General features: G+C 58.6%; 14 protein-coding genes and 2 pseudogenes. 9 read left to right on the top strand and 7 right to left on the bottom strand.

Features of this window, described 5'->3' with window-relative positions:
* From JJ869_RS16670 to JJ869_RS16645, 7 genes and pseudogenes are all read left to right on the top strand, one after another.
* Nucleotides 1-515, top strand: a pseudogene (locus JJ869_RS16670) (helicase); the annotation flags it as partial.
* A gap of 196 nt (nt 516-711) precedes the next feature.
* Nucleotides 712-1,167: a DUF2924 domain-containing protein gene (locus JJ869_RS16665; protein ID WP_292268735.1), complete on the top strand. Its 456-nt coding sequence runs from the start codon at nt 712-714 to the stop codon at nt 1,165-1,167.
* Complete coding sequence (locus JJ869_RS16660) at nt 1,164-2,486, top strand: recombinase family protein (protein WP_292268734.1); 1,323 nt, start codon at nt 1,164-1,166, stop codon at nt 2,484-2,486. Before JJ869_RS16665 ends, JJ869_RS16660 begins: the two co-directional genes overlap by 4 nt.
* On the top strand, nt 2,486-2,866 hold the full coding sequence (locus JJ869_RS16655; RefSeq protein ID WP_292268732.1) for a hypothetical protein: 381 nt from the start codon (nt 2,486-2,488) through the stop codon (nt 2,864-2,866). Before JJ869_RS16660 ends, JJ869_RS16655 begins: the two co-directional genes overlap by 1 nt.
* A 458-nt stretch (nt 2,867-3,324) precedes the next feature.
* A complete protein-coding gene (locus JJ869_RS16650) occupies nt 3,325-4,734 on the top strand; it encodes a hypothetical protein (protein ID WP_292268729.1) in 1,410 nt (469 codons plus the stop codon).
* A 111-nt stretch (nt 4,735-4,845) separates the two neighbouring features.
* A complete protein-coding gene (locus JJ869_RS23195) occupies nt 4,846-5,610 on the top strand; it encodes an RICIN domain-containing protein (RefSeq protein WP_366510472.1) in 765 nt (254 codons plus the stop codon).
* 157 nt (nt 5,611-5,767) lie between these two features.
* Entirely contained in the window at nt 5,768-6,223 is a 456-nt protein-coding gene (locus tag JJ869_RS16645) for a hypothetical protein (RefSeq protein WP_292268727.1), read from the top strand.
* 422 nt (nt 6,224-6,645) lie between these two features.
* Here JJ869_RS16645 and JJ869_RS16640 read toward each other — a convergent pair.
* A pseudogene (locus JJ869_RS16640) lies at nt 6,646-6,735 on the bottom strand (DDE-type integrase/transposase/recombinase); the annotation flags it as partial.
* A 41-nt stretch (nt 6,736-6,776) separates the two neighbouring features.
* Here JJ869_RS16640 and JJ869_RS16635 point away from each other — a divergent pair.
* Entirely contained in the window at nt 6,777-6,968 is a 192-nt protein-coding gene (locus JJ869_RS16635) for a hypothetical protein (protein ID WP_292268736.1), read from the top strand.
* A 104-nt stretch (nt 6,969-7,072) separates the two neighbouring features.
* Here the strand turns inward: JJ869_RS16635 and JJ869_RS16630 are convergent, their stop codons facing one another.
* The 6 genes from JJ869_RS16630 to JJ869_RS16605 all read right to left on the bottom strand — a co-directional run bounded on the left by JJ869_RS16630 (nt 7,073) and on the right by JJ869_RS16605 (nt 14,480).
* On the bottom strand, nt 7,073-8,761 hold the full coding sequence (locus tag JJ869_RS16630) for a Na/Pi cotransporter family protein (RefSeq protein WP_292268726.1): 1,689 nt from the start codon (nt 8,759-8,761) through the stop codon (nt 7,073-7,075).
* 172 nt (nt 8,762-8,933) lie between these two features.
* Nucleotides 8,934-9,545, bottom strand: a complete 612-nt coding sequence (locus tag JJ869_RS16625) for a histidine phosphatase family protein (protein WP_292268725.1) — start codon at nt 9,543-9,545, stop codon at nt 8,934-8,936.
* Nucleotides 9,542-10,645 (bottom strand): ABC transporter ATP-binding protein, encoded by a 1,104-nt coding sequence (locus JJ869_RS16620; RefSeq protein WP_292268724.1) that lies wholly within the window; start codon nt 10,643-10,645, stop codon nt 9,542-9,544. Before JJ869_RS16620 ends, JJ869_RS16625 begins: the two co-directional genes overlap by 4 nt.
* Entirely contained in the window at nt 10,642-12,387 is a 1,746-nt protein-coding gene (locus JJ869_RS16615; protein ID WP_292268723.1) for an iron ABC transporter permease, read from the bottom strand. Before JJ869_RS16615 ends, JJ869_RS16620 begins: the two co-directional genes overlap by 4 nt.
* Before the next feature lie 61 nt (nt 12,388-12,448).
* On the bottom strand, nt 12,449-13,570 hold the full coding sequence (locus tag JJ869_RS16610; RefSeq protein WP_292268722.1) for an ABC transporter substrate-binding protein: 1,122 nt from the start codon (nt 13,568-13,570) through the stop codon (nt 12,449-12,451).
* A gap of 10 nt (nt 13,571-13,580) precedes the next feature.
* Nucleotides 13,581-14,480, bottom strand: a complete 900-nt coding sequence (locus JJ869_RS16605) for a MurR/RpiR family transcriptional regulator (RefSeq protein ID WP_292268721.1) — start codon at nt 14,478-14,480, stop codon at nt 13,581-13,583.
* A 250-nt stretch (nt 14,481-14,730) separates the two neighbouring features.
* On the opposite strand from JJ869_RS16605, the gene JJ869_RS16600 reads away from it, so the two are divergent.
* Nucleotides 14,731-15,663 (top strand): nucleoside hydrolase (locus JJ869_RS16600; protein WP_292268719.1); only part of this gene is annotated, 933 nt, incomplete at its 3' end.

Genomic DNA, 15,663 nt, shown 5'->3' with positions numbered 1-15,663 from the left:
GCGCTTCGATCTGCGATTTTTGTGGTCATGAGTTCACGCGGGCGGCCGGAGAAACGCAGGTTCTGACCTCTTTCGAGATGACAGAAATTGCCCTGCTCGATCGATCGCCGTTTTCCTGGGTCGATCTGCACGGTGACGATAAGGCCCTGATGGCCAGTGGCTTTGAAGGATGGGCGGGCGTATTCTACGATGGAACACTCTGGCACGCGCTTGGACGGCCAAAGCACCGCCAAATTCGCACATTGGCTGTGGGAACCCGTATTCAGGCGCTCGCGGCAGCGGATGACTTTCTCCGGGAAACCGAGACCAGCAGTGCGGCTGCCAAGAGCAAGCGCTGGATCAACGATCCTGCCAGCCTGCGTCAGGTCGAGCTTCTGCACAAAGCCGGGCTCACCGCCAGTGGACTTGACTTCGGCCTCTCAAAATACGCCGCCAACTGCCACCTGAACTTCCGCTGGAACCAGGCCGCGATCAAGGCGGCGGTCATGCTAGACCTACCTCGGAGCGCGGCATGAACCGTCCCAACCCGCTGCACCCCGACCGCATGACGGCGCATGAACGCCGCACAGAGCTTTATGGCCTGCTAGCTACGGCCGTTGTGCGCCTCACGGGACGCGATCGCGACGATCTATCCAAGAATGCTGGAGACAGTTCGCTACACTTCCCGCGCAAACAGAGCGGTACTGCAACTCCAACTCAGAGGAGATCTGCATGACCACACAAGACCCCATCCTGGCACGCTTGGCTGCCTTGAAACTCATGTCTGTCAATGAGCTTAAGACGGAATGGCAGGCGCTCTTTGACACGCCCGCCCCGAACAATAGCCGCACGTTTCTGGAAGGCCGTCTGGCTTACCGGATCCAGGAGTTGACCTATGGCGGCCCGGACAAGCAAACGCGCCGCCTGCTTGACCTGCTGGCAGATGAGGTCGAGGGAACGCTGACGCGGAAGGCGCAGATTGCGGATCCCCGTAATCCGGTCGTGGGCACCAAGCTCATCCGGGAATGGGACGGTGTCGCCCACACGGTGACCGTCCTGAAGGACGGTTTCGAATGGGACGGCAAACGCTACAAGTCGCTGTCCGCGGTGGCGCGTTCCATCACCGGCACGCGCTGGAATGGCTATCGCTTCTTCGGTCTTCGCGAACGGAAGCGAGTTGAGGCATGACGGACGTCTCCACAAAACCCGCCCGCCGTCTGCGCTGCGCAATCTATACCCGGAAATCCAGCGAGGAAGGCCTCGAGCAAGAGTTCAACAGTCTGCATGCCCAACGCGAGGCCTGCGAAGCCTATATCGCCAGCCAGAAATCTGAAGGCTGGGCGCTGGTGCGCGAGCAATACGACGATGGCGGCATCTCGGGGGGCACCCTCGATCGCCCTGCCCTGCAACAACTGCTTGCCGATATTGAGGACGGCTTGATCGACGTGGTCGTTGTTTACAAAATCGACCGCCTCTCACGCTCGCTGATGGACTTTTCCAAGCTGGTTGAGGTGTTTGACCGGAATGGCGTCACCTTCGTCTCCGTGACGCAGTCCTTCAATACCACAACGTCCATGGGGCGGTTGACGCTGAACATTCTTTTGTCCTTCGCCCAGTTCGAACGCGAGGTCACCGCCGAGCGCATCCGCGACAAAGTGAAGGCATCGCGCATGAAAGGCATGTGGATGGGGGGCTACGTGCCCCTCGGCTACGACGTCGTCGACCGCAAACTGGTGGTGAACGAAGAAGAAGCCACCAAGGTCCGCATGGTATTTGAGCGCTTTGTCGAGGTCGGATCCGCCACTGTCCTGGCGAAAGAACTCCGCCATGACGGGTTCCGCAACAAACAGGGTACGCTGATCGACAAGGGATACCTCTACCGGCTACTGAACAACCGCGTCTATCGTGGCGAGGCCGTGCACAAGGGCAAGTCCTACCCCGGCGAGCACGAGGCCATTATCGAGCCACACCTCTGGGAACAGGTGCATGACATCATGAGCGTGAGCCCCCGCAAGCGGGCCAACAACAGCCGGGCACAAACGTCTGCATTGTTGAAAGGGCTTCTCTTCACCGCAACGGGAGCAGCCATGACGCCGTCCAGCACCAAGAAGGGCACGCGCCGGTACCGCTATTACGTGTCTATGGACCTTCTGAAAAACCGTGAAACGCCCGACGATGGCATTCCACGGCGCTTGCCCGCCGACACGGTGGAGGCTGCCGTCATCACCGAAATCCGGCGCGTTCTGCGCACACCGGAAACCACAGCACAGGTTATTGCTGCATTGGACCTCCAGGACATCCCTGAGGCGGATGCCATCGCCGCCCTGCAGCAGTTCCCCCAGCTCTGGGAACAGCTTTTTCCGGGCGAGCAGGCCCGCATCATTCAGCTACTTATCAGGCGCGTCACCGTAACCGCTGAAGGTCTCGTCATCGACATGCGCACCGACGGCATTGCGGGCGTCATGCGGGACATGATGGTTCCGCGCCAGCTGGAGGCCGCAGAGTGATGGCTGCGCCCGACACCATTCAGGTTTTCGTTCCTCTCAAGGTGCGCAAAAAGAACGGGCGGCCCAAAATCCTGCCGCCCGCTGATTACTTGCCCAGCGAGGACAACACCCAAGATCCGCATATTCTGCGCGCCATTGGCCGCGCCTGGGCCTGGCGGCGGCGGATGGAAGTGGGTGAGTTCAGCACCGTCCGCGACCTGGCATTTGCGGTGAACCTCGCCGAGCGCCATGTCAGCAGGCAGCTGCGCTTGGCTTACCTAGCGCCGGAGGTCTTGAAACGCCTGGTGTTTCGGCGGGAGGTATCTGCCGTGACCATGATGCAGCTTTCAGATTGTGCGGGCTTGCCTTGGGCGGACCAGGCGGGCGTAGTGTTTGGGTAAGTCATCGGGAACTGCGAAGAAAAGCAGTAAAGTAGATGAGCTCTGGGCTGGTTTTTGGGGAAAGCATGCGATCTTATACCGACGACATTTCGTCTGCTACCTCGGTTCAAGCACCGTTATTCTGACAAAGCTTCGTGAAGTCATGACATGCGGCCAATGTGCGGCCACTGTTTGCAGCAGCCTGGCGGGGCAGTTTTGACCATTGAGTGCTGGCCGCCCTTTCGGCGCCCTCCAGAGGAATACCGCTCAACGCCGCAAATAAGATTATCGGATCAATTGGCGAGGATTTCGACAGGTCAATAGGTCCAGTCGGCATCATCTACGAGGATGTTTGCTATCAATGAACCGTAGATATACACTATTTTAACGTTACCTAGTCGAAAACATGATTCGGCCAAGCTGTGTACCGAGCCGAAAGGACCCTACCAACGTTCAAATCCCATCTGCCGGAGAATGTTATGCCCAATTGTCGCTTCGGAGCTCGGCATTACTTGCCATTGATGCTCATGGCTGCGCTGTTGCTTGCATCTATCGGTAAAGCCCAGGCGCAGAGCGAAAGACAGCTGCTAGCTTGCCCGCTGCAGCTCTCTTCTGGCGAGTGGGACAGATGTATCGGTGTGTGGAACGCCCCCGAAGGCGACACGGTCTACTCGGGCGAGTTTGGTGGCGGCACATTTGACGGTTATGGAGTGCTCTTCATCGGCCGTTCACGTTATTCTGGGCAATTCCGACAGGGACGCATGCACGGTCAGGGCGTGTTGCTGTGGGACGATGGACAGATGTATGTCGGGGGTTTTGAAGAGGGCGTGATTGCGGGCTTCGGGCGCCTGCTGGCTGCCGATGGCCGAGAGGTGTTTGCCGGGCAGTTCGTCGATGGCGCTCCTGTACCCTATGAGACCGCGACAACCGCACCGCCTGTAGCAGCCTCGGCCCAGCAAGCAGATGGGGAATTCAGGGTCGGCGACGCGGTCGAAGTGGTATCGAATGGCTTCTGGTATCCGGCGCGCATCAAGGCCGTCAATGGCCCCGGACAATGGCTGATCGGGTACGACCGATACAGCGAGAGCTGGGACGAGGTCGTGGGTCGAGACCGCATACGTGCTCGCGGGTCTGAGGCGACAACCTCAGCGGCCCAGGGCGGTGGGCAGCCCGCAGTGCAGGGCGGGCGGGCGACAGCAATGGCGCCAGCCCCGCAGGCGCCAGCCGGAGGCTGGCCTGCAGTTCCGATGGGCGCAAACACGCCGGTCGAAGGTGTGTTCTTGACCGTAAGAACCTGGATGTCGGGCTCGGTCGACATGGAGGCGTGGTTTTTCACTCGCAACGGACGCTTTTCTCGCAGCCCGCGCGGCGGCATCTCGCTTCAGGCGCTCGCGACGCAGCAGACACCCGGCGAAGCCGAGGGCACCTATTGGATCGAAGACGGGGAGCTCGTACTCGCCTGGGCTGACGGACGAGAACCATGGCGATCGCCCTACAAGGCCGATCCCAATTCCCTGACGATCGGCACGCAGTTCGCCTCGAAGTGGAGCGGATTCCCCAAGGGATGGCGCCTCGACGGCGCCTACGAGGGAGGTGCTTCGATCGGGGGTGGAGCGCTGTCTTCGTCTAACACGCTTGTGTTTCGGAGCGATGGCTCGTTTTCGCGTCAGGCAGTCGTTAACGTGTCGAGTGAAGGTCGGTCTTCGTCAGTGTCGGGAGGTGCGATGGGAGAGGCGACAGGTACCTACGAGTTCGACGAGTTTTCGCTGACTCTCAGAGAGAATGGCACGGAAGTCACCTATACGGTCTTCGGTTACGGTGAGCGTGATGCAGAGGGTCGCCCAGAGCAGCTTTTCTGGGAGAGACTTTTGATGTCTCGGTTGAACTGATGAATATCTTGATCCGTGCGGTCATGTGGCCCGGCCTCTTGACGCGGCATACCTGACGCTGGCCCTGATGAAGTCCGGGAGGGGTGCTGTCAAAACGGCTTGGGCAAAGAAATGGCGCACAATTGGCGCTTTGGTGGACAACGAGGAGATCACGTCATGAAACGTTTCAAGTTGATTGCTCTTGGACTGCTTGTCTCAGGCTTGAGCGTCGCTGCTGCACCGCCGGCTCAGGCGCAGTCGATAGTGAGCCGGCTCGGTGGCGTTTGCATCGACGCTGAAGGTGGGGTGCGCGAAGGAGCGCGCCTGCTAGGATACCCTTGCCACGGTGGCACGAACCAGCAGTTCGAATTTGTGAACTCCCCCAATACGCGCCTGCGTGTTAGGGGCACCGGGCTTTGCGCTTCGAGCGAAGGACGCCAGCAGGGGGCCGAGATCCGCCTCAGGCAGTGCGATATGTCGGCGGCAGGGAATGCCCGGCAGAACTTCGGGTGGTGGTCCATGGATGCCATCGGCCACAATAGTGGTTTCGTCATGGATCTCTCGGGGGGATGGGGGGGACAGGTCTGGTCCAGGTGGAGTGGGCAGACCCAGCCGATCGTGCTGTGGCGGTCGCATGGAGGCGAGAACCAGCAGTGGCGCTTTGCAGATTCCCCCCGGCCCCTCCCGCTGGCCCGCATCCCGAACTCGCAGCCTTACGTAGTGCCCGGTCACAAGGGGCTGCTAATCAATATTAATGGGCGTCCCCATGTCTACCCTCAAGGTTGCATGATTCAGAGCAGGTGCAATGTTCTGGCCGTCGATCCCGAGACTCTGATTGGGCTTGGTGATCGGGACGTTAAGGATCCTGTCCCTCCAAGCATCATCTTCGTGCGGTAGTCCGTGGCGCGTGTGACGTCAGCGCCCACCGGACAGATTTAGGGGTCTGAGCAAGGGAGGGTTCTGGTTCATCGAAGCAATTATGGAGATGCCGTAACAGGGCACGAACCGCGCGGCGCTGTGCGCGGCATAATACCTTACAAGCAGAAATATTGAAATGCACAAAAACCAATTCAGCCCTCGCTTTTCGTTTGCCGACTGGCCAAATCCTGCGATCCCCGCTGTCGCTGCTGGCGTCTATGCGATTTGGAAGGACGGTGAGCTCATCTATTACGGCATGTCGGGCCGCGAGATCGATACAAAAGCGAAGGCTTCCCCCAAGAAATACGGGCTTGTCACCAGGCTTAACAGCCACGCAAGCGGCCGGCTGTCGGGCGATCAGTTTTGTGTCTATGTGGCCAACCGCTTTGTAATTCCCTCGCTGAGGGCTGAAGAGCTTCCACTGTTCGAGAGCGGGCGGCTAACCCTCGATACGCGCACCAAGACCTTTATCCATGACCATCTGGAATACGCCTATGCCCTCGTCGAAACATCCGCAGAGGCCTATGAACTGGAGCGAGCAGCTCGGCGCGGGGACGTGTTTGGCACCCAACCGTATTTGAACCCGCTCTGAATTCAAACTTCCGACCGTCCTACGCCCGTCCCTCGGATTCGAAACGTATTTTGCTATCGGTTACACTTTCGAAAAGGGCGCTCGACCAAAATCACCAAGTATCTGTAATTGAACACTATTTTTAAAGCGTCCTTCTGGAGGCTTAGGGCGGTCGATTAGAGACAAATGCTGTTTAGAGACCGATTTTGACCGTTTTGACAGTCTCCGAAGGGCGGTCGCATTTACTAAACCCCTTTGAAACAAAAAGAAAAAAGGCCCCGCTAGGGACCTGTTTTTGGGTTTGCGATGTGCAAGTGGCGGAGGGAATGAGTCTGGCACCCAACTCTCTCCGACCTCTAAGTCATTGAATTTATTATGCAGAGCTATGATTTTGACTCAAATTTGAAGCAACCGCGACTGAGATCCAACTCGTGTATCCCCTCCTCGCCTTCGTGATCCACGGCACACCAGAGAAAATGTTGCGCGCCATTGTTCTTCACGAAAACTTCGCCCGGATGCCAGCGCCAGCGGCTCGGTTTCAGGGCTCGTCTTGAAGAACTTGAAGGGGCAGCGTTTGGCCATATCAAAAGGCCAGCCAGCCGCACTGCCCGCCTCGAGCCGGTTTGCTCTGACAGCACCGCCCGAGATGCTGAAAGCGCTGGTGTCTGTCCGCAAGGCCACGGCCGTTACGGTTAGGCAGCTGACTGAGAGCGCCGCGTTGCCGTGGGTGGATCAGGCGGGGGTGGGGTTTGGAGAGGCCATGTGATGCGCTCGGCGCAGAGCCATTGGTGGATCGCGTCGGTACGGGGTTGCGACTCCGCCCTTCGGCCGCGCCGGACTGGAATATAACTAATTGGAAAATAAGAAATATTAGCGGCCACCGAGATCAATCGACGCCAAAGGATTGGAAAGGCGGCTTTGCTTGAGTTCGCCTTTGTCTTCCAAGAGTGGATAGGCGATCATTGCGAATGATGTATTGACGGCCTTCAAGGCACGAAGCAGGTCAAGATGGATTGCGCTAGTCTCGTAGGTCTCTACGAAACCTTGGCGGAGCCGTTTTAGATGTGCGTGCTGCAAGTTTTGCTCTAAGCCACGAACATGTTCTTTTTGTGCAACCAGTTCACGGGCCAGCCCAAGATCCTCGGACATGATGACCGAAATCGCTTGCTGGACATTGCGCAGGACCACGTCTTGGAAATCGCACAGCTCGCGCCAACCTTCAGGGGAAAAGCTTACGCTAGCTACATCTTTTCGCGTGGCAAGATCGACCATTTTGCGGCCAATCATATCGGCGCCTGCCTCTAGGTTCACCGCGATACCGGAAAGGTCAAAGCTGCAGGTGCCGGTATCTTCGCTCGAGTCGGAGCTGCGCACGCCAGACAAATAAACCCGGATACCCAGCGACATCGCTGCAACCCGATGCATATCGATACGCAGTCTTTGGCCTGCGGCCTCATCATGCTTTACAAAAAGGTGCATGGCATCGCGCAGCATGACCTCGATCTGGTTGCCCATTTCGACGAGTTCCCGGCGCGCACAGGCATAAGCACGCCGCGGCTGGTGCTGCACGGCAGGGTCGAGTGCAGACCGCTGCGCCCCTTCCGCGTCGAACCTGACCGGGTCAGGCATAATTCGGTCCGCCATCCGCATCAAGATCGGCGCCAGTGGCAAACAGACCGCCAAAAGCACGCCATTGAACAAGAGGTGCAGGTGCAGAGCCTGGTGGCCCGGTTCGGCGCCCAGCAGGTCAGTCGGCAGATCAAACTCTGTAAGCGCAGCCAAAACGATCGCAGCTCCCCCTCCGCGCAGAGCGAGATTTGTCCACACCACTCGACGCACGACAGTTGGGGATTTTAACGTAAGAAAGAACGCGATCAGGGATCCACCCATGTTTGCACCAAGTACCATGGCAAGTGCCGCTGCGAGTGGCACGAGGCCCTGTGCAGCAAGCGTGACAAAGAGCAGGATGGCGGCAACGCTCGAATGGACGAGCCAGGCAAACAAAGCCGCTACCAAGAAGGCTGCCACCGGATCGCCCGCCAGATAGAGCATGACGGCAACTGCCCCATCGTTTTGCGTCAGGGGCAAGCTTGCCTCTCGGATTAGGTCGAGCGACAGGAAGACGAGAGCAAGGCCGATGAGGATCCTTCCGATCTGCCGCACCCGTCGGACCGAGCTTTGCAGAAAGATCATGACGCCCGTTAGCATCAAAAGGGGCGTCAGAATTGCGATGCGAGCGTTGAGGATCAAGGCAACCACGGCCGAGCCAAGATCAGCGCCCAGCACGATAGCCAGCCCTGCAAGGTTGCCGATTGCCCCCGCGGACAAGAAACCAGCCATCAGAATTATCACAGCCGTGGAGCTTTGCATTAACACGGCCGCGCTGGCGCCGGTTGCAGCCGCGGCAAGTCGGTTTGTCGTCGAGCGACGCAGCCAGAGCCGCAACTGCCCACCGAAGGCGCGTTCGAACCCGGTGCGCACCAACCGCACGGCCCAAATCAGCAAGGCGGCAGCCCCAGTGATGTTGAGCAGAAACTGGATCAGGTGCGGTTCGTCCAAAGAGGCAGCTTTCTAAAAATGTGTGGATGAGAGTGGAAAGGTGTCGTCAAAACCCGGCGCGCCTTTAGCAACGATATCAAACGGTTCTGGACGCAATGCAGGTTTATTTGCGCCGCACTGAACCAAGGAGCGCTAGCGCTGGTCACGATCGTCCATTCTCTTCTTGAGCAAATCAGTCTGCGACTGCATCGACTGCCTGTGGGGCGAACATGCCAATGTTGTAACCTTCCAGCTTTGCATCTTCCGCGTCTGCGTGATCAAAATGCAGAATGGTTCCAGTACCGGGGGTGACGGGCAATAGCCTGTGTTGCGGAAGGCCCAGAAAGGCAACCATCGCGGCTCGGATTACTCCACTGTGAACGACAGCCAAAACATCGCCGTCGATCCTGCGCAACCAGTCGCGCAGCCCATCGGCCACGCGGGCTTGAAATTGCTGCCATGTCTCGCCCCCTTCGGGTTGGAAGGTTCCCGCGCGCCACGACCAGTAATCATCGGGGCATCGGGCGATAAGTTCAGGTTTGCGCTGACCCGTCCAGACGCCCATGTTCAGTTCTCGCAAGCGGGGATCACTCGGTGCCTCGGCGAACCCAACCAAAGCTACCGTTTCGCGGCATCGGCCCAAGTCGGAGGAGACCACTTGCTTGGGTTTCAGGGCGGCAACCATTGGCTTGAACGCCAATGCCTGCCGGATACCACGCCGAGACAGCGGTGCATTGTCATGGCCTTGCAAACGCTGTTCAGCGTTCCAGATCGTTTCGCCGTGGCGCAACATGATCAGTCTCATTGCGTCACCCTCCGGCCATCCCCATCAAACACCGCATCTGGCTCATTGAGGAAACACAGATCAATTTCCGCCCCAGGTTCGGCGCGGAAAAACCCGTCGACAAGGGCTGTGACCCGCAGATCTCTGATAAGACACATCACCATGGATTGCCCCGCAATGGGCGCGGATTCCGCATAAGTCGCCTTGATCGTCGGGCGGCCGTCCCGTTTTCCAACCGTGATATCCTGAGCGCGATAGAGCAGTTGCGCCATTTTCAGATCAGGGGCAATCGCGGCCCGCGCGAGAGGGCAGCCGTCGAACTCAAACTCATCGCCGTTTCGTATCACCGGTATGAGATTGCCTGCTGGCGTGCCCAGGAACGTCGCCACAAATGTGGTTTTTGGTTTGAGCAGCAACTCATCCGGCGGGCCGAATTGTTCGACCCGGCCGTCGCGCAATACGGCCACATGGGTCGCCATTGTCATCGCTTCAACTTGGTCGTGGGTGACATAGACGGAGGTTGCGTTCGTGCCACGATGAATGCGCATCAGTTCACTGCGCATATCGACGCGCAGCTTCGCATCAAGGTTCGACAAAGGCTCATCCAAGAGCAGGATACCTGGCCGCGGACCGATGGTACGCGCAATCGCCACGCGCTGTTGCTGCCCGCCGGAAATTTCCGCGGGATACCGCTGGCGTAGGGCCCCGATATCAAGGAACTTCAGAACCTCATTGATGCGCTCCTCGCGCTTTTGCCTTGACCAACCGGCGACCTTCAGCGGCCAGTCAATATTGCCTTCCACGGTCTTGTGAGGCCAAAGCGCATAGCTTTGGAACACCAGCCCCGCGTCACGTGCGGCGGCGTTGGTTTCCACCCCCGATGCACCGCTAGATACAACCTTGCCGCCGAAGGATATCTGCCCTTCGGTCGGCGGCTCCAACCCTGCCAGCATTCGCAGCAACGTAGATTTTCCGCAACCCGACGGGCCGACAAGTACAAGAAACGACCCCTGTGGGACGCTGATATTTACGTCATCCACCGCAGTGTTGTCACCGAACCGCTTTGTCAGATGTTCGATCACGATTGCCGGTGCGGTGATCCTCTGGTCCCGGGCGCTCATGCTGATTTCCATCCCTGAATTTTATTTTGCAAAAGGTAAACCAGCGCCGAGGCGACAAGGCAGATCGCCAGGATGACCAGCGTGATGGCATTGGCAAACTGCATGAAGCCCAACCCCGCATAGTTGAAGGCCATCATGCTCAGGACAGGCGTCGTCGAGCTGAACAACAAGACCACCAACGACAGGTCTCGAACAATCTTGATGAACACTAGAATACCGCCCGCGAGAATGCCGCGCACCGCCAAAGGCAGCACGATCTCGGTCATCCGCCGGATTGGTCCAGCGCCCGTCATGCGAGCGCTTTCCTCGATATCGCTGGAAATCTGGCTCAAGACAGCGCGCCCTGATTGCACCGCGTACGGCATCAGGTTCGCTGTTGCGGCCAGAACCAGCAGGGTGAAGGTGCCATAAAGCGCCGGGATCGGTCCGATCGATGTGCCATACATCGCGATATAGGCAGCGGCCATAGCGATGCTGGGAATAAACAATGGTAGGAATGCAAGCTGGCTAAGCGTATTGCCAAGGAATGTCCCTTTGTAGCGCACGATCGTGTGGGCAATCAAAAGTCCGACCAGCATCGTTGTGCAGGCAACGGTCAGTCCAAGACGGATCGTCGTCATGATCGAGCCAATCAAGATCGGATCACGGAAAATGCCTGCCTGACCCTGCGCCAGATCCGTACCGGCGGGGCCGATCCAGAAATGCAGCGTCCAATTGGAAAACAGCCCGCTCGATTGCTCTGCCATGCTGGACGCGAACAGGACGAGGACGGGGATAACAGTGGTCATCATCCCAAGAATCACAGCGGCGGCAAACAGCGGCCAGCGCCATAGGCCAAGAGCGAAGCGCTTGGTACGTGCGCCTTTTCCGGTTACCGTCGTGAATGCCTTTCGTCCTGAAACCAACCTGTCGCTGAAGAACAACAAAGCGGCTGCGGCAAGGATAAGGATCAAAGCCAGTACATAGCCGCGTTCGATATTGCCAGTCTGTACCATGCCATAAATGCGGGTCGACAGTGTTTGCATCCGCACGGGTGCACCCAGAAGAGCGGGAGCTGCAAAGTTGGATACCGCGCCGGCGAACGTCAACATACCACCCGCGACAAGGGCGGGCGTCACGACAGGCAGAATGATCCCGAACAAAATGCGGGACTTCTTGGCTCCCGCCATTTCAGCGGACTCAACCAGATCGGCACTCACCGAGCTTAGCGCGGCGGCAATCATGGTGTAGGCCAGAGAATAGTAATGCGCTACCAGAACGATCAAAGTGGGAAACAATCCCCACGCCAGCCAATCAGGAATAGAAACGCCGTTGGCCGCAAAATAACCTAGCTGACCACCCAATCTATCGTTCCGAAACAATGTCCCCCAGGCAAGGGCAGCGGCAAAGCTGGGGATCATGAAAGGCAGCGTCGACAGGATCCCTAGAAAACGGCGAAACGGTACATCGGTCAGAACGACCAACCACGCAAGAAATCCGCCAAGCAACAGACACCCCGTTGCGACGCAGGCCCCCAGGATCATCGTATTGGTGATTGGTTTCCACAACAGATTGGTCGACAAACGGCTGTTGGTCACATCGGTCCATGCCTCCAGCCCATCGGGCGTCAGCGAGATTTGAACGATCCGAAGCAAGGGAACAATGACCAGAATGGCTGTGATGCAGACCATGATGAGAGGTATGGCACTACGGGATTGCAGCAGCCGCAGGACCGGACCCCCCTGGCGGACTAGTCCTATCATTTTGGACATCCTTCTGGGCAAGTGAGGCGCCCGCGCAAGGCGGGCACCCTGTGTTGTCTTATCACTGAAGCACGAGGACCAAATCGAGGACACGGGCACGGGCAGCACCTGTTGCAGCGGGATCCATCGTCCAAAGGTTCAGATCTTCAAGCGGGATTGCATCTGGGTGATCTGCGATGGTGCGGCGCGCAGCATAATCGCCTTGGACATAAAACGGTTCAAACCCAGGTCCGCCCGTTGGCGTGTCATCCCCCATCATGAAGTCGATCAGCAACCGTGCGGAGGCCGGGTTGGGCGCATTGTTGGCGATCGTCAGCACGGCCGGAAACAAGATGCCCGCAGATGGCACGGTGTCATTGGAGATTTGCAGGGCCCAACCCTCTTCTTCATTGTCGCGGACCGCAGAATAGGTCGTCCAACCAACGGACGGATCGGTGGCGTTGATGTCACCAACAGCTGCCCGCAGGGTTGAACTGCTGCCAACCATGACCAGATCATTGTCGAACAGGTCACGGATGAATTGCTCTCCTGCGCCATCAAGGTCATCGTCGACCGTGATGGGCATGCCGAACTGGGCCTCATAAGCTGCAGCCATCTCGTCGCCCCGCAAGGCAATTTCCGTCAATAAATCAAGTGCTTCCCCTCGTTGACTCGGATCTTCCATTAGAACCTTGCCGCGCCAGTCGTCGGTGGTGAGCTGCCACAGGTTGGCAATAGGCGAGCCATCAGGATAGGCTGCCTCGTTGTACATAAGCGCGCGGGTCGACAAGCGGTGGGTCAGCAGGTCGGCCTGCAATTCCGCGGGCACCTGATCGGCAATGCGCGGTGGGACGTATCGCGTCACCATACCTGCGGGCAGCAGATCGCGTAGAACGACCGGCGCTTCGGACATGTACAGCACGTCGACCGCGTAGATGCCGGCGCGTTGCTCCGCTTCCAATCGCGCGATCTGATTTGTCGAATTGATGTCGAGACCGATCAGGTCGATACCGGGATATTGCGCCTCAAACGCGGTTTCGATCCGCGCGATCCGGCTTGATAAAGAAAACACCGTAACACTGCCCTCGGTCCTGGCAACCTCGTACAATTGCTCGGGTGTCATGGTATCCAAATCCTGCGCCATCGCGGGCGCAGTCAACAATAGTACAGCGCTAAGCAGGGCGCCCGTCATTGCATATTTCATCGTTTCCTCCTCAGGGTTTATTAAAACTGTCGAACATTGCTGACAGTTTTTCCAATGCGCCGATCGTTTCCTCCTCGTGGCGCGCCGCCATCGTCAACAGAATGGCACTGACAATGACGAATGGGACGGTTGGCGTTTGAAACTCGCTACCGGATCTTCCACGCGGCGCAGCCAGCACCTTGTCGGGTTCCGGCGTCATGATCAGGCCCGCCAGATCGGACACAAGAATAGAGGCCGCCCCAATGCTGCGGACATGTTGCATCATCGGGGCAAAGGTTGATGGCTGCTTACGAAAAGCCATGGAAATGACGACATCGTCTTTTGACATTCCGACCAGCCGCTCCGCTACATCGCGGCCGCGTCCTGTCAGGGTCACCGTGGTCATCCCGAACCTGTCCAGCCGCCGCGTCAGAAATTGAGCCAAGGGCAGCGCGTGACCTTGGGCGAAAACAAATACTTTCTTTGCGGCGAAAATTGCGTCCGCAGCCTCATCCACGGCCGATTGCGAAATCAGGCTATCAAGGTTTTGAAGCGCCGCAACTTCCGACACAATCAGGTCAGACAGATAATTCCCCTTTTCTGCCGACTTGACAGAGCGCTGCATCCGCCGTGCCGCATCTTGCGTATTGAGCATCTCATCCTGGAGTACTTTGCGGAGTTCAGGAAAACCTTTGTAGCCCAGTTTTTGAGCCAAGCGCGTCGGCGCGGCCCCGTGAACATCAATCCGTTCTGCCAACTGCGGGCCAGATAGGAACACCAGCTCCTCGCGCCGATCCAGCAGGGCAGCAACCATTTTTTGGTCCGTTGACGTCATGCGGTCGGCAGATTGTGTAAGTCGTGCAAGGAAGTCTGATGGCATAGAAAAATTCCTTTCTGATACATTTAGAAAGGAAATTTTCTGTTCCGTCAAGAAGCTTTCCAAGCCAGCGTCTCGGAGGCTTCCATCGTCGGATCAGACCCGCATGCGCGCAAACTCCGCATGAAACCAAGCGGGTTTTTCCCAACACCGAGGGAGGGGCTGCGTTTTGTCATCCCGCCAGGCGATGCAACCGCCCTGCCCCACTCAAGCCGCTTCAATCTGACATTGCCCTCTGGACATAGACGGCATTGCCTTGCTTTGTGGGTGTCTGCTCCTTGTCCTGCAGGTGGACCGCCCAACCATGACCAGATTGACAATCCTCGATACCGACGGGGGCGTTGACGATGCGCAGGCCTTGCTGATGCTGATCGCGGCGGGGCGCGCGCCGGACCTCGTCACGACGAGCTTCGGCAATGTGCCCTTGCGCGAGGCGACGCAGAACATCCTGTCGGTGCTTTCGGTGGCAGGCAGGGGGGATATTCCTGTCCATGCCGGCGCGCGGCGGCCCATGATCCAGACACCGCTGGATGCGACCCATATCCACGGGGCCGATGGTCTTGGCGGGGCGCCGCGGCCCGCGGTGATCCTTCCCCCGGCCAGCGACGACGGCGTGGGCGTGCTGGTGCAAACCCTGTCGGCAGCCGCTCGGGAGGGGGGAAAGGTCGATCTGCTGATGATCGGGCCGCTGACCAACCTCGCAATGGCGCTGCGGCTGGCCCCTGACTGTGCCGCCGGGGTGGGGCAGGTCACGATCATGGGGGGCACCTTGCATGGGCGGGGCAACATCACGCCCGCCGCGGAATTCAACATATTCGCCGATCCGGAGGCTGCGGCCATCGTCTTTGCCACGGACATCGACATCCTGGTCGTGCCATGGGAAACCTGCGCCGCGCACAGGCTGACCGGGGCCGAAGTGGACGCGATCTTTGCCGATGTGCCCGACGGGCCGGTCAAATCCTTCTCGCTGGCGCTTGCCAGTCACGCCCGCGCAACCATTGCGGGCTTCGGCGGCGGCGATCATTTCCGCTTCGTCGATCCCTTGGCGGCCGCCGTGGTCATCGACCCTGCCATCGTCACCAGATACCTTCACGCCTCGGTGGATGTGGCGCTTGCCCCCGGCCTCACACGCGGCATGACGGTCGTCGATCCGACCGGCCGGCTGGGCACCCCCAGACGCAGGCTGGTCGAGGCGGTCGATCCAGACCTGCTTGTCGATCTTTACAAGGCGTCCATC

This window comes from Marivita sp. (genome assembly GCF_017643905.1).
Lineage (GTDB): Bacteria > Pseudomonadota > Alphaproteobacteria > Rhodobacterales > Rhodobacteraceae > Marivita.
The sequence above is the reverse complement of the archived record's forward strand: the minus strand, read 5'-3'. Positions and strand labels throughout refer to the sequence as shown.